The organism is Streptomyces sp. NPDC026673 (genome assembly GCF_040638135.1).
In the GTDB taxonomy this organism is placed as follows: Bacteria; Actinomycetota; Actinomycetes; order Streptomycetales; family Streptomycetaceae; genus Actinacidiphila.
In genome coordinates this window covers 21809-39597 of the sequence record NZ_JBEZXR010000080.1, presented here as the reverse complement: position 1 = coordinate 39597, position 17789 = coordinate 21809, and the positions used below count along the sequence as shown (strand labels likewise).

Genomic DNA, 17789 nt, shown 5'->3' with positions numbered 1-17789 from the left:
CTACCGACTTCCCCCCCCCCCCTCTCGGCCTATGTGTGGCTGCTGCGCGCGCCGCCGCCGGCCCCGACAGGTGGCCGGCGCACCGGCGGGCCTCGGCCCGCCGTTCGTCGGCCGATGCTCAGCGCCAGCCGAGTTCCGGTGCCACGTGGGTGAGGATGCTCTCCAGCACATGGGCGTTGTAGTCGACCCCGAGCTGGTTCGGGATGGTCAGCAGCAGGGTGTCCGCGGCCTGGATCGCCTCGTCGTGGCGCAGCAGCTTCACCAGTTCCTCCGGCTCCGCGGCGTAGGAGCGTCCGAAGACGGCCCGGGTCGTGTCGTGGAGCATGCCGACCTGGTCCCGCGAGTTGCGGTCACGGCCGAAGTAGGCGCGGTCGAGGTCGTTGGTCAGGGCGAAGATGCTGCGGCTGACCGATACCCGGGGCTCCCGGGTGTGACCCGCCTTCTTGTACGCCTCGCGGTACGCCTCGATCTGCTTGCGTTGCTGGACGTGCAACGGCTCGCCCGTCTCGTCGTTCTTCAGCGTCGAGCTCTGCAGGTTCATGCCCAGCTCGGCGGCCCAGACGGCCGTCGCGTTGGATGAGGAGCCCCACCAGATCCGGTCGCGCAGCCCCTCGGAGTGCGGTTCGATCCGCAGTAGCCCGGGCGGGTTGGGGAACATCGGCCGCGGGTTGGGCTGGGCGAAACCCTCGCCGCCGAGGACCGTGAGGAACGCCTCGGTGTGGCGGCGGGCCATGTCGGCGTCCGTCTCGCCCGGCGCGGGCTCGTAGCCGAACAGGCGCCAACCCTCGATCACCTGTTCCGGTGAGCCGCGGCTGACGCCCAGTTGCAGCCGGCCGCCCGCGATGAGGTCGGCGGCGCCGGCGTCCTCGGCCATGTACAGCGGGTTCTCGTAACGCATGTCGATCACGCCGGTGCCGATCTCGATCTTCGAGGTCCGCGCACCGATCGCCGCGAGCAGCGGGAATGGGCTGGCCGCCTGCCGGGCGAAGTGGTGCACCCGGAAGTACGCACCGTCCACGCCGAGCTCCTCGGCGGCGACCGCGAGGTCGATGGACTGGTGCAGGACATCCGCGGCCGACCGGGCCCGGGAATGCTCGCTGGGCGACCAGTGACCGAAGGAGAGGAATCCGATCTTCTTCACCCAGGACCCAGCGTCCGGAGGCCACGTTTGATTCCCGTCCCAGGTCGCGCCACCGGTTCCTCGACACGACGGATGAACATGGCCGCGGTCCCTGTTGCCGGCGGCCACGATGTGCCGTGCGTGGTGGAGGAGTCTGGGACATGCGTCTCCACCCTGCCTGAGGGCCAACACGGGTGTCTGAAGGGCAGTGCCGGTCACAACCGCTGTCGCTTCTGTGAGGTTGCGGTCCGCCTCGGCAAGCTGGAACGGCGGCTACAACTGCAGGTTCTTGACGGCGCCCTTCTCCGGGGCCGAACGCGGGCAGAAGCCTTGCGCTGCCTTCTTCGACGCCACCTACCCCGTCTCCCTCGACGAGTTGAGGGTCGTCACGCGAACAGTGGAGCATCCGCGCGGCGGCCCGCGAGCGGCGCTGCATGTGCGGGGCGGCGACGCCCGAGGAAGTACAGCAAGAACTCGTATATGTGACTATTTGAGCGAGATGAGAAGTTGCGTTGGATTTCATGAGAGACGGTGTTCTGCGGTGATTTGACGGTGCCGGAAGGTGAGGATCGGTGCGTGCCCGGCCGAACGGTCCGGGCAGTGCCGGGGAGTCAGTCCCCGGTTCGCACGGAAAGGCCTGAACATGATCAACGGGTTGAAGAGGGCCGCGGCCCTGGGCGCGGCGACGGTGGCGCTCGCTGCGGGCGCGGTCGTCGGCACGGTCGGCACCGCGTCGGCCGCTCCGCAGGACCACCGGCCGCCGAAAGCGTCGCACCACTGCGTGAGGATGGCGGGCCACTGGGCACGGCAGTGGCACCCGGGGTTCCGGGACCGGCACCACCGCTGGCACCCCGGCCAGTGGACCCGCGTCTGGCGCCCCGCTCACAAGCAGTGCCACCGCTGACCCCGTAGCTGACGTCGGCGCCGCTCATGGGGGGCGGCGACCCGAACCGGCCCCGACACGTCCTCGATGGGCGCGTCGGGGCCGGTTCGTTGTCGAAGGCGTTGAGGTCCTCGCCATCGAAGCCGGTCACTTGATTTCTCCCAGGATGCCTGGGCCTTCAGGCCGGGGAGGAATGGGTCCTTGGGTCGGAGCCGCGAAGCGGCGGAGCGCCACCTGCTGGACAGACTCGCCCCGTTCCGTGCGGCGCCCGTCTCCGTCCAAGAAGTCACCGATGCCGTGACAGCAACGATCGCCCAGGGCGACAAGGCCCTCTTCCGCATCCCCGTCGGCGAAGGCGCGAGAACCATCCTCAGCGCACGCAAGGCCGCACCCGGCCGCACCCGGCACCGGAGCAACGGGGGAGGCTGGCGGTGGCGCCGGCCCCGGTGTGGGCGTGCTGCCGGCGTGACCAGGACAGGTCGCCGTCTGCGCCGGCGAACATGGGGCTTTATCGTGTTGCGCACCGAGTTGCGCGTGGAGGGGACCTGGCGGCTGAGTGGCACGCCGATACGAGGGCTGGTCACGCTTCGCCGCCCTCCCTTGGCGCGCCGTCGTCCGCCGAACCGAGAGACGCTGCGTGACGGGTCAAGATCTCATGCGCCGCTGCTCAAGATTCGTGACTTTTCCTCGCCTACGGTCGTGCCTCAACGACCACTGGGCTCCCGGTGCGGTCGCCCCGGGAGCCGCCTCCCAGTCGGCGGGCCGGGTAGGTGGGAGAGGAGAGTGCGGCATGACCGATCTTGAGCAGTCGGATGACGTGCCCGTGGGGCGGCTCGTGCGCATCGCGGGGACACTGCTGGGGGTACTCACGGTCTGCGCGGCCGTTCCGTTGCGCGGTCGGGTGAAAGCCGCCTGCCGGGTCCTGCAGCGGGTTGCGGCGCCGGCGGCGGCAGTGGCGTGCGGTCGCCTGTACTGGCTGTACCGTCGGCGGGAGGCGCGTGCCCTCGCTGTCTCTGACGCCGTGCAAGAGGTGCTGCTGCGACCGCTTCCCTCGCGTGTCGGCGGCCTCGATCTCGCTTCCGTGTACCGCGCCTGCGGTGGACAGGCCCGGGTGGGCGGGGACCTCTACGCGGTCGCTCGGGCCGACACGGCGACCCGCATCATCATCGGCGATGTGCGGGGGAGGGGACTGTCTTCGTTCCTCGACGTCATCGCCATCCTCGGTGCCTTCCGCGAGTGGGCGCCGCAGCCCGTCTCCCTGGTCGAGTTGTCGACCCGACTGGAGGAGAGCTTCCTGCGGTACCTGGCCGAGGCGGACGACGACACTCGCTCCGAAGTGGACGAACGCTTCGCGACGGCGCTGATCCTGGAAGTGCCGGACGGTGAGCCCGACGCCCACATGGTCAACTTCGGCCATCCGCCCCCGGTTCGGGCACGCCCGGGAGAGCTGGTGCTGTTGCCCGGCACGCCCTGCCCGCCCCTCGGGCTCAGCCCGCTGTGCGACCTCCGCGCCCACGAGAGCGTCTTCGAACTGGGCCCCCACGACACGTTGTTGCTGTACACCGACGGGCTCATCGAGGCCCGCGACTGCAGCGGGGTCTCCTTCCCGTTCCTGGAACGTGCCACCACGTGGGGCTGGCAGGACCGGCGGGCACGTGTCCATGAGCGACTGCACAACGTCCTGGGAGAGATCCTCGAAGACATCGTCGCCCATTGCGGTGCCCTACCGGCCGATGATCTCGCGATGATCGCACTGGCCCGCCACCAAGAGGGTGGCAAAGCAGTCCTGCCCCACCCGGCGGGCCCCGGCCCTTCGGAGGGCACCAAGGCCATGCGGTGGTGCTGATGTCGGACGACGCGTTGCTCAGCCGTCGGTCGCGGGCACCCGGCACGTCAGGCGGCGGCCATACGGCGCCATGCGACCGGTGTGATGCCGTAAGCGGCACGAAAGATCCGGCTGAAGTGCGCCGGGCTGGCGAAACCCCATCGCTGTGCGATTGTCTCCACCGTCAACCCGGCCAGGTCGTGACGCGCGAGCTCTTCGCGGCACGCTTTCAGTCGCTGATGGTGGATCCATCGGCTGACCGTCATGTCCTCGCCCTGGAACAACTTGTGCAGATAGCGTACGGAGATGTGATGCGCGGCCGCGATCGCACCCGGGGAAAGTTCCGGTCGATTCAGGTGGGCCAAGATGTAGTCACGGATGAGGAGTCGCAGTGTTTCCTCGGCGGTTGGCGTGACATCCGCGTTGAGTAGCCCCTCATGGGAAACGAACGCGGTCAGTACATCGATTATGCCCCGCTCCAGATAATGATTTGTTCCCGCCAGGCAGGTGTTGGACTCCGCCGCCGCGGCAAGCCTGTTCACGAAAGAGGAAAGGATTCCGCCGATATAGTGCGTGGGCTGGTACGCGTGGCCGACGACACGGGCCAGAAGCGAGTCGGGAACGTCCAGCAACTCAAGCGGGATGGCCGCGACGTTCTGGCGGAAACTGCCGGGGAAGTCCCGGACGAAGGGCCGTCGTGTGTCGACCATCACCAGTTCTCCAGGGGTGAGGAGCGTCTCGTGCCCGTCCTGGGCCACGACGCTGCTGCCCGCTTCCTGGAGGCTTACCAGCAGCGCACTGCCGGAGTCGTTGGCGATGGTCCCGCGAGTTCGGGCCATCCGCTGTGGACTCGCCTCGACGTGGCCCACATGGAGGGCACCGACCGAGGCCAGCCAGAGGGATCCGCGTACCGCGTCCTGCTCGTGGGGCCGGATCTCAAACCGGGTGAACGCCTGATGGACCGCGTCCGTCCAATATTCCGCCCTTTCTTGGGGTGGAAGAATGTCAGTGCGGAATGACTTGTTCACGATGTCACCGGTGTAAGCTAGGGTCAGATGTTGTATGCCCCAAGCACCCCGTGAGTCGGTACTCGAGGGCGGCCGGAAAGTCCGACATGCGAACGATAGTGCGCTTCAATGGGGAGGGATTGGGGGGTGGTGAAGAGTTGGCAACACTTTTGCTGAAACGATGCTAACTCAACGTCTCCGTGAACTCGGGAACTGCTCGCGCGTGAAATTTTGGCGTGCGCACCGCAACTACAACATGTAGTCGCCATTGATGTGGCGGAACGCGTGAACACAGTGATCCGAAAACGGCCACCCTGTTTACGGCATGGCCGGCGCTGACGACGCCTTCGACGTCCGGGGGCGCGAGAAGTCGGCCGCGGATCTCCTCGTCGGGCCGGCGCGCCTCAGGCGCCGCGACGATGCGCGTCTCCGGTGGCACGAGCGCCTCCCCTCCGATTGAGGTTCCCGCCGGAGTTCCGCGGGCGGGACGCCGCGGCCGGCGCCGTCGGCCGGTACGTGTGTGAGCCTCCGACCGGCACGCGCCGCCGGGGGGTGGTCGGTCGGCTCCGCTGATACCCGGCCCGCCAAGCGGACAGCGTCCGGCGACCGCCAGTAGCGGCGCCCGCAGTGCACCGGCCACCCGTCACCCTCGAGGAACCGCACCTGCGTCGGCAGTGTGACGCGCCCGTCGGAGTGCTTGAACTTCACAAACGCGACGGCTTTGTGCCGCTGGCCGCCGACCCGCACCCGCACCCGCACCCGCACCCGCATCCGCGGTCGCCGCCCCGACGGGTGCGCCTCGATGTCAGACCCGGGCTTCGTCGGCAGGCCTTCGCGGTGGACCCGGACCACGTCACCGCTGAGGAGCTGCTCCGCGGGCGGGCTCACCGCCGGGACTCGATGCGCCTGGACGCTTCATCCCATGCGGCCTGGCGCGGCGGCGGCCGTTGGGCAGGGCGGGCCGGACGGTCGCCGCCGGCGGTCGTGTCGCTGGTCGTGGAGACGGGCGGCGGGCGGCGGGCGGCGAGCGGCGTTTCATGCTCATGCATTAGATGCACTTGCATTTAAAGTGCGAGCATGTCAGCGTATCGCCCATGAGTTCTTCCGCTCCTTCGCTCTTCCAGATCGAGGGCACCTCGGGGATCCCCGGTCACGAGCGAGGCCTGGCCGGCGGCCCGCTGAACACCTCCATGCAGATCGGCGGCGCGATCGGCCTCGCCATCGTCACCGCGGTCCTCACCGCAGGACACGGCGGCGAGAGCGGGCCCAAGACCCTGCTTGCCGGTTTCACCCCCGCCATGATCACCGTCACGGTGCTCGCGGCCGTCGGCCTGCTCGTCGCCCTGTCCGCAACGCTGGAACGCCGCAGGACGGCTGCGCAGACGGACACGAGCACCGGCCAACCGGAGCTCGGCAAGGTCACCTGACGTCACCGGGTGACGGCCGACCGCCGAGCCCGAACTGCCACATCCATCCCGGACCCGGAAGGCAAGACCACGCACATGAGCAAGATCGTCCGATTTCACGCCGCCGGCGGCCCCGAGGTCCTGACCCTGGACGACGTCGAGGTCCGCGAACCCGGGCACGGCGAGATCCGCATCCGCACCCGTGCTCTCGGGGTGAACCGGGCCGATGCCATGCTCCGCGACAACCACCTCGTGGAGTTCCCCTCCGGTATCGGATGGGAGGCCTCCGGTGAGGTCGATGCCATCGGGCCGGACGTCGAAGGTCTCACCGTCGGCGATGCCGTCAGCCTGATCCCCTGCTTCAGAGCCACCGACTACCCCATCCACGGAGAGTTGGCCATCGCGCCCGCCACCGCGGTGGTCAAGCACCCGGGCACACTGTCCTGGGAACAGGCCGCGGCCCTGTGGGGGCAGTACCTGACCGCCTACGGCGCCCTCATCGAGACCGCGGACCTGAAGGCCGGTGACACGGTGCTCATCCCGGCCGCCTCCAGCAGCGTCGGGCTGGCCGCGATCCAGATCGCCCGCAGCGTGGGGGCCCGGCCCGTGGCACTGACCCGCAGCAGCGCAAAGCGGCGGAGGCTCCTGGACGAAGGCGCGCAGGCCGTGGTCGTCACGGACGAGGAAGACGTGGCCACGCGCCTGAACGAGCTCACCGACGGCCACGGCGCACGCGTCATCTTCGACCCGGTGGGAGGACCTGGCCTGGCGGACTTGATCGGTGCCGCCGCGCCCGGCGGGACCGTGATCCTCTACGGTGCGCTGAGCAGCCAGGCCACGACGTTGCCGGTGCTGCAGGCGATCGGCAAGAGCCTGACCATCCGGGGATACAAGGTCTTCGACCTCACCACCGACGTCGAACGCCGCAAGGCCGCCGTCGACTGGATCGTCGACGGTGTCGCCCGCAAGGTCCTGCGGCCGGTCATCGACACCGTCTTCCCGCTGGAGGACATCGCCGGGGCACACCGTCGCCTCGAGTCGGGGTCCCAGGTCGGCAAGATCGTCGTGACCGTCCCCCGCTGACCCGACGCATCATCCACACGCCAAGAACCGCGTCCACGCATACACAACGCACGTTCCTCGTCTCAGGGAGATGTCACCCATGCGCTACACCACCTTCGGGCGCAACAACGGCCTGCGCGTGTCCGAGTACGGCCTGGGCACCGCCAATTTCGGCACCGGCTGGCGCGCCGGCGGCGGCTGGGGCCCCGGTGCCGAGCCCGCCGAAGCCCGCAAGATCTTCGACCGGTTCGCCGAAGCCGGCGGCACACTCATCGACACCGCCGAGAACTACCAGGCCGGCGAATCCGAGCAGCTGCTCGGCGAGTTCCTGGGCGCCGACCGGGACCACTTCGTGCTGACGGGCAAGTACAGCATGAACGGCGTCGGACCCCAGACCGTCTCCAACACCGGAAACAGCCGCCGCTACATGGCCCAGGCCCTCGAAGCCAGCCTGCGCCGCCTGAACACCGATCACCTGGACATGTACTGGGTGCACGCCCCTGACGGCCTGACCCCGATGGAGGAGATCCTTCGGGGCCTGGACGACCTGGTCAGCGCCGGAAAGATCCGCTATTTCGGGCTGTCGAACTTCCCGGCCTGGCGGGTGTCGCGTGCCGCCGCCATCGCCGAGCTGCGCGGCTGGTCTCCGGTCGCCGGAATCCAGGTCGAGTACAGCCTGGTCGACCGCACCGCAGAGCGGGAGCTGCTGCCGATGGCTCAGGCGCTCGGCCTGGGCGCGGCGCTGTGGAGCCCGCTCGGCGGCGGTCTGCTGACCGGAAAGTACCGCCAGGGCGCCACGGGCCGGATCAGCGACCTCAAGGCCGTCGGGTTCTTCGAGGACACCGCGCAGAAGACCGCGATCGTCGACGCCGTCCTGGACGTCGCGGCCGAGCTCGGCGTGCCGGCCGCCCATGTCGCCATCGCCTGGATGCGGCAGCAGGGCGTACGGGCGGCCACGGCGTACGTGCCGGTCATCGGCCCGCGCAGCGTCGCACAGCTCGACGACTACCTGGGCGCGCTGGAGGTGACGCTGACTCCGGCGCAGTTCGCCCGGCTCGACGAGGTGAGCGCGATCAGGCTCGGCACCCCGCACGAGCTGAACGCGTGGAGCGTGGGCCCCATCCGCGGCGGTGACGCAGGCGTGATCGACGAGCCCGCGATCCCGGTGGCGTGATACCAGGCGGCGGACCGGCACCCTTGCGGGCGCCGCCTGTGGTACGTGCGGGCGTGCGAGGTGTCTTCGGCGTTGGTCGGGAGCGGGTGCGGGAGCGGAACCGGGATGTCAGCGGGGATGAGTTCAAGCAGTACTCGAAGGTCCGGAACGTCACCGACCCGGGAGGCACGGGCGAGTTCGCGCGGCTCGACCGCGACGGCGACGGGTCCCTCACCATCGAGGACCTCAGCCACGCAACCCACCGCTTCCTCACCGCCCCGGAGCACGACGTCCCGGAGCACTGGCTCCTGGCTGCCGTGTCCGCCTGACACTCTGGGCCACTGACGACCCACCAGGGCCCGCAAGACCCAAACCGTCCAACGGCAGTTCGCGACTGCCCTTCGCCAAGTCGGCCTCGCCCCCCTTCAGGGGCGAGGCCGACACGGCTCCAAGAGTGTTCAGTCGATGCAGAACTCGTTGCCCTCGATGTCCAGCATCGGGATGCACGACTCGTTTTCCTCGTCGGCGTAGAGCGTTTGCACGTGGGTCGCGCCGAGCGCGACCAGTCGTGCGCACTCGGCTTCGAGTGTGGCGAGGCGCTCGTCGCCCACGAGCCCGGTGCCGACCCGGACGTCGAGATGCACCCGATTCTTGACGATCTTGCCTTCAGGGACGCGCTGGAAGTACAGGCGCGGGCCCACGCCTGAGGGATCACTGCAGGCGAACCATGAGCCTTGCTTCTCCGGAGGGAGGGTGCGGTTGAAATCGTCCCAGGTGGTGAACCCCTCTGGTGGCGGTGGTGCGACGTACCCCAACACTTCGCACCAGAAGCGGGCGAGGCGCTCAGGTTCTGCGCAGTCAAAGGTGACCTGGAACTTCTTGATCGCTGACATCGGCGCACCGTACCGCGTACCAGGGAGACCCCGCCGCTCATTTCCCCTGCCGGATCCGCCCGTCATCCGTCACATCTGTCTCCTCCAAGCCGTCAGGCAGGCAGTCCCGGGGTGGTCCATCGTGCTTCCAGGATCTCGAACGGGTCGGTGTTGAGTTCGCCGCCGATGAGAACGGCTGCGTATGCGACTTCGATGCGCTGCCGGAGGAGGTGCCGCCGGCTTGCTGGCGAGTGCCTGCATCTCGTTGCGGTTCCGGCCGGCGAGGAGCCCATTCACGCCGCCCGTGATGACGGCGACCCCACCGTCCAGGGGCTTCGCCTGTCCGGAGGTGCCGGTGTGGGCCCCCGAGGGCTCGGTCATGAGGAGGTTCGAGGCGGTGAGCTTGTCGATGACGGAACCCATGGCCGTGATGTGGGACTCGATGCAGGGGATGACGTCGTCGGCCTTCCACACCATGACGGTGTCGCCGACCATCGTGCCGGCGGCGGTTCTCGAGCGGGGCGCAGACGCGTGGCCGGTTCAGACAGGGTTCATCCTGCCGGTGATCTTTCGGAGAGTGGACGGCACTGCCGGGACACAACTGATCTCTAGGTTGCGGTGGTTGTCACTCTTGGAGGACTGATGATCACCCGTGCCCGCCTGGGCGTCATACTCGCCGCCGCGTTGACGACGGTCTTCACGAGCGTCGTCGTGCCGAGTGCCGTATCGGCGCAACAGCCGGACCCGGCCGCTGCGAGCGCCACCGCGCACTCCGGCAAGGTCCGGATGAACGAGATCCAGTTCATGGGCGCCCACAACGCCTTCCACCGTGAGATGCAGGGCGTCGAGCTGGCCGAGTCGGTCAAGATCGACCCTGGTTACCCGTCGTGGGGCTTCTACTCGCACGCGTCCGTCTCCGATCTGCTGGGCCGGCAGAACGTGCGCGCGCTCGAGTTCGACCTGCTGCCCGATCCCGACGGCGGCCTGTACCAGCACCCGCTGGCCCGCAAGCGGGCCGGTCTCGGCCCGATCGACGACCCGGCCATCGCGGCACCCGGCATGAAGGTCATCCATGTCGCCGACCAGGACTACAACTCGACCTGCCGCACCCTCGTGGTCTGCATGCAGCAGGTGAACACCTGGTCGAAGGCCAACCCGCGGCACGTGCCGATCATCCTGCAGCTGGAACTCAAGCAGACCGACGACCGCTGGGAGCAGCTCGGTGGCGCGGTCAGCCCGGCGTGGAGCGGCAAGCTGCTCGACGACCTCGACAAGGAGATCCGTTCGGTCTTCTCCGATTCGCAGCTGATCACCGCTGACGACCTGCGCCGCCCGGGCCTGACGCTGGAGCAGTCGATCCTGAAGAACGGCTGGCCGACCCTGGACTGGGCGCGCGGCAAGGTGATGTTCTTCTTCGACAACGGCGGCCCCGGCGCCATCCGTGACATGTACCTCGACGGGCACCCCAGCCTGCAGGGCCGCGCGGTCTTCACCCGCGGCAACCCCGGCGACGCGGATGCGGCGGTCACGATGGTGAACGACCCGCGCGGCGCCAACGAGGCGACCATCCGCGGCCTGGTAGAGCGGGGCTACATCGTCCGCACCCGTTCGGACGAGCCGTTGAAGACGGTCGTCAACAACGAGTTCAGCCGTGTCCAGACCGCTCTGGCCAGCGGTGCGCAGATGGTCACGACGGACTTCCCGAGCGTCGGCATGGCCGCTCGCTACAACAGCGACTTCGTCGCCGAGCTGCCCGGCAACGAGCCCGTTCGCTGCAACCCGGTGACCGCGCCGCGCAACTGCCGCGACGACAGGCTGGAGCCCTCGTCCACCCGATGAGCGCGTTCTGAAAGGCGGCCGGCCGACCCCGGACGGCCGCCTTTTCCGTGCCACACCTGCGTGCTCGACTTGCGAATGGACGGGCAGCAGTACGACGCGCGCACGGATGGCCGCGCCTGGTCCGGCGCAGTGGGTGCCGACCGGCTGCAGAGCGGCGATCCGCGCTGGTCCGGATGGTTCGGGCTCTCGCCCGGGCTCCGGTTTCCGGACCAATCTCGGGGACCGTGACGGTGACGCGCCGCGCCCTGGCGTCGGTGGCGGACGCCACCAGTGGCTGGCGCGCCCCCAACCTGCCGCTGCGAGCGGAGCGGCGGATTGGACTACCGCGCCGGGGCCGACCGCCAGTCGGGGAGGTCCTCGAAGTGCACGTCGTAGCGGTTCTGTTCGGGGAGCAGCGATGCGAACTCCGCCTCGCCATGGCTGATGGCGGCGAGCTGTTCGAAGTAGCCGAAACGCTCGATGCCGGGGCTGAGGACCACCACCACGTCGGCCTCCTCACCCTTTGCCGCCCCGAAGACGTGCGGCAGGCCGGGCGGGATGACGACGAGACCGCCCTTTCCCACCATGGTCAGAGTGTCGCCGAGACGGAAGAGCATCGTCCCGCCGAGCACGTAGAAGAGCTCGTGGGAGAGCTTGTGGTGGTGCGGGGGCGCCCCGTCGGCACCGGTTGCGAGGGTGAGGCGGCTGGCGCTGACCGCGCCTCCGTCGGCGAGCAGCTCGAACGCGCCGTTGGTGAGCGCTGCCCCGGCAGGCTGCCCGGGCTGCACCACCAGCGCGGTGGTCTTGGCTTCCATGGTGACTCCTTCTTTCCCGGCCTGGCGCTCATGGAGGCGGGCGCCGTGCAGGCCGTGTTCCCGGTGATCGGATTCGGGTGTGGTCCGCTGGACCACGTGCTCGTGATCGCCGGTCCGATGAGGGTGAGATGGGCGGCCCGTGCCTGGGGGCTTCCCGCGGCAGGCTCAGTCCCAGGCGCCACCGCCGTTGACTCCCGCGATCGCGCCCGTGATGAAGCCGCTGTCGTCGCCCGCGTAGAAGGCGACGGCGCGGGCCACATCGTCGGGCTTGGCCATCCGGCCGAGCACCGTCTGCGCCGCCTGGTGCTTCCTGTGCGGGTCGCCGAGGACATCGGCGATGCCGCGGGACGCCGGTAATCGGGCCGTGGCCGCGCCGATCCCCCGGCTCGCGCCTGTGACGAGGGCGATCCTGCCGCCGTGCCGACCAGTCATGATGACCCTCCTGGGAATAGTGGGTGCGTCCGGCGCGGACGAGGGCGCACGGGGTGCGAATGTCCCGCCGTGAGGGACGGGCACCGCGCTCGGCGCCACGTCGGCCGGGCCGCGGTGAATGTGGCCGCGCTCCGGTGGAACGCGTCCGGGAATCGCGCGTGCGGTGACCGTCCGGGGCTCGCGCCTGATGTCGCCGAGTGCGTCGGCCGGTTTTGCCGCCCGTGGGCCGGTGAGCGCGATGCCCCCGTGGCGGCCGGCCGGCGGTGCACACCGGGGTCGACCTGGAGGGTCGGCGGCGCCGTCGACGCCGCGGTCTGGGGTACGTAGGCACAGAGGATGGCGAGGCACGCGGCGATCACGCTCAAGTCCGGCCGCCGCACACCGCAGTCCGCAACCGGCTGCGGGGAAGTGCCGGACGGGGCCAGTCCCGGCGCAGGGCTGGGCGGGGATGCCATGGGTTGCACCTCTGGTGATCGGCGAGCGGGAGACAGCTACGGGCGGTCCGGGAGAGACGTCCACGGGACCGCGATCTGCTGTACATGTACAGTTGCAGATTACAGCTACTGTACATGTACAGTTGGGTAGTGCCACACTGCCGGTATGGCCGCGACGAAGACCCCGCCCTCCAGCGCAGGCCTCCCCAGCACGCAGTCGCCCGGCGCGACGCGTCCCCGGGACGGCGATGCGACGCGCGCCACGATCCTCACCGCTGCCCGTGCGGCCTTCGACGGCAAGGGCTACGCACAGACGTCACTGCGCGAGATCGCCAGGAACGCGGGGGTCAGGCCCTCGCTGGTCGTGCACTTCTACGGCTCGAAGGCGGGCCTGCTGGCCGCCACCGTCGAATGGCCCTTCGACCCCGACACCGTCGTCCGCGAGGTCCTCGCGATGGGTCCCGACCACATCGGCGAGCGTCTCGCCGACGTGTTCCTGGACACCTGGGAGCAGGAAGGTCGGCCCAACACGGCTCTCACCCTGCTGCACGCGGCATGTGAGCGCCCGGAGGCGGTCACGCTGATGCGGGAGCTGTTCACGACGTGCGTGATCGATCCGATCGTCACGGCCATCGCCCCCGAGCGGGCCGAGCTCCGGGCGTCCCTGGTGGCCAGCCACCTCCTCGGCCTGCACGTGGGGCGCTACCTGCTGAACTTCGACGCCATCGACCGGGCGGAGGGCGACCTGCTCAAGCAGGCGGTCGCGTCCACCATCCAGCACATGTGCACCGGCCCGCTCTGGAGTTTTGACGCCGCTTGGGGGCGCTCGTCTCCTTAGCTCGGTGTCCTGATGACGGCTGTCCTCAGGCCTGTGTCAGGGTCGTTCGTCCTTGGCTGCTGATGAGTCCCGCAGACCGTCGAGCGACAGGAACGTCATCACCGCCGCGGCTCCCGCCGCCACGCTGAAGCCGCCGTGCGCGCCGCCGGCGTCGACCACCCGTCCCGCGACCGCCGCGGCGGCCGCCGATCCTGCGGCGCTTGCGGAGTTGCCCCAGGTGAATGCCTGGGTGAGGACGGCGCGCGGGACCGACGATTGAGTGAGGAGGGAGGTCAGGATCAGTAGGACTGGCACGGCGAGTCCGGTCAGGGCGAGGGTGGCGCTGATCGCGAGGGGCGCGTCGAGGATGGTCAGCGGGAGGCTGGCGAGGGTGAGGCAGGCGGCGGCTGCGGCCTGGTGGCGCCGGGGTGAGCCGCTGTGGCGCCATGCTCCGTAGGCCCAACCACCGATCAGATTGGTGCAGTTGGAGGCGAAGTAGAGCGGTGCTGCCGCGTCCGGTGTCCCGCGTCCGACGGCGTATGCGGTGACGGACACCTGCATCGCGCCGAAGAACACCCCGAGCGCGAGGCCGAGCGCGACCTGCCGCAGGAAGGCGGAGCGGAGCAGGGCGCGTCCGGAGTGCCGGCGTTCGGCGCGGCCGGTGGGGGGTGGCATGGTGCGGCGCTGGGCGGCGAGGGCGAGCCCGCCGACGATGACGAGCGCTGCGGCGAGCAGTACCCCGGCGCCCGGGCGGCCCGCCGCGCCGAGGACGCTCACCAGGGCCGGGCCGGCCAGGTAGGACACGCCGTTTGCCAGGGCTTCCAGGGCGAAGGCAGTGGGCAACGCGGCAGCCCGCTCACCGGACAGCAGGGCGGACCAGCGGGCGGCGGACAGGGCGCCGAGCTGGGGCAGCGTCGCCCCGACGAGCACTCCGGCGATGACGTCGGGCACGGCGCCGGCGAGCAGCAGCGCCACGGCCCCGGCGTGCGCGCCCAGCGCGCAGTAAAGCACCCGCGCCTGCCCGAACCGGTCGGCGAGGCGACCGAGTTGGGGCCCGGCTACGGCGTCCGCGACAGCGAATCCGCCGATGACCAGACCTGCGGCGGCATACGACCCGGTGCGTGCGTGCACCAGCCAGACGATGCCGATGCCCGTCATGGCGATGCCCAGACGCCCGACAGCGGCGGGAAGGAAGAAGGCAGCCGCGCCCGACGTGCGCAGCAAATTGCGGTAGTTCGCCGAAGCCGAAGGCACGACGCATCCCTTTCGCCGCCCGGCGGGACGCGCCAACGGGGTCGTCGGCGTCCGGATGTGCCGACCCGTGGCTGCGCCTGAAGCCGTCCAGTGGTGGCGTGGAGCGGGGACGCGCACCCCACGCCGGCTTCGTCACCGGGCAGATGTCATGCGGTAGTTGATGACCTCCTGCGAGCGTAGAGGAACGGCGCGCAGAAACGAATGGAGGAATGGCCCGCTGTGATCGTCAATCGGTGGCCTCGGCCCTGGCCCGGGTCCGGGCGAGGCGGCAGGAGTCAGTACCCGTCTCGATGATGTTCCCGCCGAAGGTGAGACGGTCGACGATGGCCGCGCAGAGCCGGGGGACGGTAAACGAATTGGTCCACCCACCAAAACCTTCGTCGGAGGCGATGGCGACGCTGTTCTCTTCTTCGAGCTCGGTCAATACCTGGAACAGCAACTCGGTGCCACATTTGTCGAGTTCCATGTATCCGAGCTCGTCGATTGCGAGGAGGTGGGCGCGTCCGTAGCGGGCGATCGTCTTGGTCAGTTGCCCCAGGATGGCCTTCGCCGGCCGCGGGCTCCCGGCCGACGCGGTCGTCACCTGGTTCCCGGCGAGGCTGACGCGGCCCCGGGGGACACGGACCACTCGGATCAGGACACCGCGTCGTCCGGGCGCGCTCCGTGACGCGGCGGCGGCCACCTGGCCGATGTCCTGATGTGCCGCTGACACGGCCTGCGGGACCGTCCGCCCCCGGCCCCTCCCGGATCTACCGTCGTCACCGCGACGTCGTCGCACAGGTCGGAGCAGAGGTTCGCGCGGTGCGCGTTCGCTGCCCGCTGTGCATCCGCCGACGGCACAGCGGCATCGAGGAGGATCAGCGGCATGAGCCTGCTGGCACGCGTCAACCAGCCCGCGGACCTGAGGGGTCTGAGCCATCCGGAGCTGGTCCGGCTCGCCGCGGAGATCCGCGACTTCCTGATCCGGCATGTCGCGGTCACGGGGGGCCATCTCGGGCCCAACCTCGGCGTCGTGGAACTGACCCTGGCGCTCCACCGGGTGTTCGACTCCCCGCGTGACCGGCTGCTGTGGGATGTCGGGCACCAGGCGTACGTCCACAAGATCGTGACGGGGCGGGCCGGTGAGTTCACCGGTCTGCGGCAGCGCGGCGGCCTGTCCGGATACCCCAGCCGGGAGGAGTCCGCGCACGACCACATCGAGCACTCCCACGCGTCGGCGGCCCTGTCGTACGCCGACGGCATGGCCAAGGCCGGACAGCTCGCGGGGGACGCGGACCGGCACATCGTCGCCGTCGTCGGCGACGGAGCGCTCACCGGCGGGCTGGCCTGGGAGGCCCTCAACAACATCGCGGAGGCACCGCACCGGCCTGTGGTGATCGTCGTCAACGACAACGGCCGCTCGTACGCGCCGACGGTGGGCGGTCTCGCGCGGCACCTGGCGGCCCTGCGCACCCACGCCGGCTACGAGCGTCTGGCCGGCTGGGGCAAGCAGGCCCTGGGCGGTGCCGGGACGCCGGGGCGGGCGCTGCAGCGCACCCTGCACGCCGCCAAGGAGGGCATCAAGGAGGGGCTCCGGGCGGGCCTCGCAGAGGGCTCCACCGACGCCGTGACGCCGCACTCGCTCTTCGGCGCGCTGGGACTGGACTACCTCGGGCCGGTCGACGGCCACGACATCCCCGCCCTGGAAGCGGCCCTGGAACGGGCCAAGACCCGTGGGGCACCCGTGGTCGTCCACTGCATCACGCGCAAGGGGCTCGGATACGCGCCCGCCGAGCAGGACGAGGAGGACCATCTGCACGGCGTCGGCACCATCGACCCGCGGACGGGGCGCCCCCTGCGGCCTGCCGTTCCGACCTGGTCGGCGGCGTTCGGCCGGGAACTGGTGGCACTGGCGGAAGAGCACCCGGACGTCGTGGCGATCACCGCGGCCATGCCCGGCTCGGTCGGTCTGAGCGACTTCGCCGCACGGTACCCGGACCGGTTCTTCGACGTCGGGATCGCCGAGCAGCACGCGGTCGCCTCGGCCGCCGGAATGGCGATGGCGGGACTGCATCCGGTGATCGCCCTGTACGGCACCTTCCTGAACCGCGCACTCGACCAGGTGCTCATGGACCTCGCGCTGCACCGGCTCGGTGTGACCCTCGTACTCGACCGGTCCGGAGTCACCGGCGACGACGGACCCAGCCACAACGGGCTCTGGGACCTGGCGATGCTCCAGGCGGTTCCCGGCCTGCGCATCGCGGCTCCCCGCGATGCGCACACGCTGCGGCGGCAGTTGGCGCAGGCGGTGTCGATCACTGACGCGCCGACGGTCTTGCGCTACCCGCGCGGTGCCGTCGGCCCGGAGATCCCGGCGGCCGGTCGCGCCGGTGCGGTCGATGTCCTGCGTGAGGCCGCCGGCGCCGGCGGCGTCCTGCTGATCGCCGTCGGAGCGATGGCCGCGGTCGCCCTCGAAGCGGCGGGGCTCTGTGCCGAGCACGGCGTGGAGGTCACCGTGGTGGACCCGCTGTGGGTCAAGCCGCTGCCCGGTGAACTGACCGCCCTCGCCGCCGATCACGCGCTGGTGGTCACCGTCGAGGACGGCCTGCGCACCGGGGGAGTGGGAACCGCGGTGGGCCAGGCCCTTCAGGTGGCCGGCATCCGCACCCCGGTGCGTGCCCTGGGCGTGGCCGACGGGTTTCCCCGGCAGGCCGGCCGTGCCGAGATCCTCGCGGAGGCGGGCCTGACGGCTCAGGCCATCGCGCACACCGTCACTCAGGCCCTTGCCGGGGCTGCCGCCATGGCAGCGCGACGGCCTGCGGGGGTCCCTGCGCGCGAAAGGCAATGAAGTGAACATATCGGTGAAATTTTTGCCACCGTGCGGCGGTCGGAGGGTGTGTGATGGCCAAGAT

At 70.0% G+C, this 17789-nt stretch carries 16 protein-coding genes and 2 pseudogenes; 10 read left to right on the top strand and 8 right to left on the bottom strand.

Going from position 1 to position 17789, the window contains the following annotated elements; all coding sequences use genetic code 11:
* Positions 1-118: 118 nt before the first annotated feature.
* The gene (locus AB0F62_RS35410) at positions 119-1141 is read right to left on the bottom strand and encodes an LLM class flavin-dependent oxidoreductase (protein ID WP_361809206.1); all 1023 of its coding nucleotides are present in this window, start codon (positions 1139-1141) and stop codon (positions 119-121) included.
* A gap of 622 nt (positions 1142-1763) precedes the next feature.
* Here AB0F62_RS35410 and AB0F62_RS35405 point away from each other — a divergent pair.
* Entirely contained in the window at positions 1764-2024 is a 261-nt protein-coding gene (locus AB0F62_RS35405; protein ID WP_361809203.1) for a hypothetical protein, read from the top strand.
* A gap of 769 nt (positions 2025-2793) precedes the next feature.
* On the top strand, positions 2794-3849 hold the full coding sequence (locus AB0F62_RS35400) for a PP2C family protein-serine/threonine phosphatase (protein WP_361809200.1): 1056 nt from the start codon (positions 2794-2796) through the stop codon (positions 3847-3849).
* A 47-nt stretch (positions 3850-3896) separates the two neighbouring features.
* Here the strand turns inward: AB0F62_RS35400 and AB0F62_RS35395 are convergent, their stop codons facing one another.
* Positions 3897-4856 (bottom strand): helix-turn-helix domain-containing protein, encoded by a 960-nt coding sequence (locus AB0F62_RS35395; protein WP_361809197.1) that lies wholly within the window; start codon positions 4854-4856, stop codon positions 3897-3899.
* Between the two features lie 1073 nt (positions 4857-5929).
* Here AB0F62_RS35395 and AB0F62_RS35390 point away from each other — a divergent pair.
* From AB0F62_RS35390 to AB0F62_RS35375, 4 genes are all read left to right on the top strand, one after another.
* On the top strand, positions 5930-6262 hold the full coding sequence (locus AB0F62_RS35390; protein WP_361809194.1) for a hypothetical protein: 333 nt from the start codon (positions 5930-5932) through the stop codon (positions 6260-6262).
* 75 nt (positions 6263-6337) lie between these two features.
* On the top strand, positions 6338-7324 hold the full coding sequence (locus AB0F62_RS35385; RefSeq protein ID WP_361809191.1) for a zinc-dependent alcohol dehydrogenase family protein: 987 nt from the start codon (positions 6338-6340) through the stop codon (positions 7322-7324).
* Positions 7325-7403: 79 nt separating this feature from the next.
* Positions 7404-8477 (top strand): aldo/keto reductase, encoded by a 1074-nt coding sequence (locus AB0F62_RS35380; protein WP_361809188.1) that lies wholly within the window; start codon positions 7404-7406, stop codon positions 8475-8477.
* Positions 8478-8563: 86 nt separating this feature from the next.
* The gene (locus tag AB0F62_RS35375; protein WP_361809185.1) at positions 8564-8785 is read left to right on the top strand and encodes a hypothetical protein; all 222 of its coding nucleotides are present in this window, start codon (positions 8564-8566) and stop codon (positions 8783-8785) included.
* Between the two features lie 129 nt (positions 8786-8914).
* Here AB0F62_RS35375 and AB0F62_RS35370 read toward each other — a convergent pair whose 3' ends face one another.
* Both AB0F62_RS35370 and AB0F62_RS35365 read right to left on the bottom strand, forming a co-directional pair.
* Entirely contained in the window at positions 8915-9349 is a 435-nt protein-coding gene (locus AB0F62_RS35370) for a VOC family protein (RefSeq protein WP_361809182.1), read from the bottom strand.
* Between the two features lie 92 nt (positions 9350-9441).
* Positions 9442-9555 (bottom strand): annotated as a pseudogene (locus AB0F62_RS35365) (NUDIX hydrolase); the annotation flags it as partial.
* Positions 9556-9569: 14 nt separating this feature from the next.
* On the opposite strand from AB0F62_RS35365, the gene AB0F62_RS35360 reads away from it, so the two are divergent.
* Complete coding sequence (locus AB0F62_RS35360) at positions 9570-9971, top strand: hypothetical protein (RefSeq protein WP_361809209.1); 402 nt, start codon at positions 9570-9572, stop codon at positions 9969-9971.
* Positions 9971-11167 (top strand): Ca2+-dependent phosphoinositide-specific phospholipase C, encoded by a 1197-nt coding sequence (locus tag AB0F62_RS35355; protein ID WP_361809179.1) that lies wholly within the window; start codon positions 9971-9973, stop codon positions 11165-11167. The genes AB0F62_RS35360 and AB0F62_RS35355 overlap by 1 nt, the downstream gene beginning before the upstream one ends.
* A 320-nt stretch (positions 11168-11487) precedes the next feature.
* Here AB0F62_RS35355 and AB0F62_RS35350 read toward each other — a convergent pair whose 3' ends face one another.
* Both AB0F62_RS35350 and AB0F62_RS35345 read right to left on the bottom strand, forming a co-directional pair.
* The gene (locus AB0F62_RS35350; RefSeq protein WP_361809176.1) at positions 11488-11961 is read right to left on the bottom strand and encodes a cupin domain-containing protein; all 474 of its coding nucleotides are present in this window, start codon (positions 11959-11961) and stop codon (positions 11488-11490) included.
* Positions 11962-12126: 165 nt separating this feature from the next.
* Positions 12127-12393 (bottom strand): SDR family oxidoreductase, encoded by a 267-nt coding sequence (locus tag AB0F62_RS35345; RefSeq protein WP_361809173.1) that lies wholly within the window; start codon positions 12391-12393, stop codon positions 12127-12129.
* Positions 12394-12993: 600 nt separating this feature from the next.
* Here AB0F62_RS35345 and AB0F62_RS35340 point away from each other — a divergent pair.
* Positions 12994-13665 (top strand): TetR family transcriptional regulator, encoded by a 672-nt coding sequence (locus tag AB0F62_RS35340; protein ID WP_361809170.1) that lies wholly within the window; start codon positions 12994-12996, stop codon positions 13663-13665.
* Between the two features lie 36 nt (positions 13666-13701).
* On the opposite strand, the gene AB0F62_RS35335 is transcribed toward AB0F62_RS35340, so the two are convergent.
* Positions 13702-14898, bottom strand: coding sequence for an MFS transporter (locus tag AB0F62_RS35335; protein WP_361809167.1), 1197 nt, complete (start codon positions 14896-14898; stop codon positions 13702-13704).
* A 226-nt stretch (positions 14899-15124) separates the two neighbouring features.
* Positions 15125-15430 (bottom strand): annotated as a pseudogene (locus AB0F62_RS35330) (ATP-binding protein); the annotation flags it as partial.
* Positions 15431-15763: 333 nt separating this feature from the next.
* On the opposite strand from AB0F62_RS35330, the gene dxs reads away from it, so the two are divergent.
* Positions 15764-17725, top strand: a complete 1962-nt coding sequence (gene dxs, locus AB0F62_RS35325) for a 1-deoxy-D-xylulose-5-phosphate synthase (RefSeq protein WP_361809164.1) — start codon at positions 15764-15766, stop codon at positions 17723-17725.
* Positions 17726-17789 lie beyond the last annotated feature (64 nt).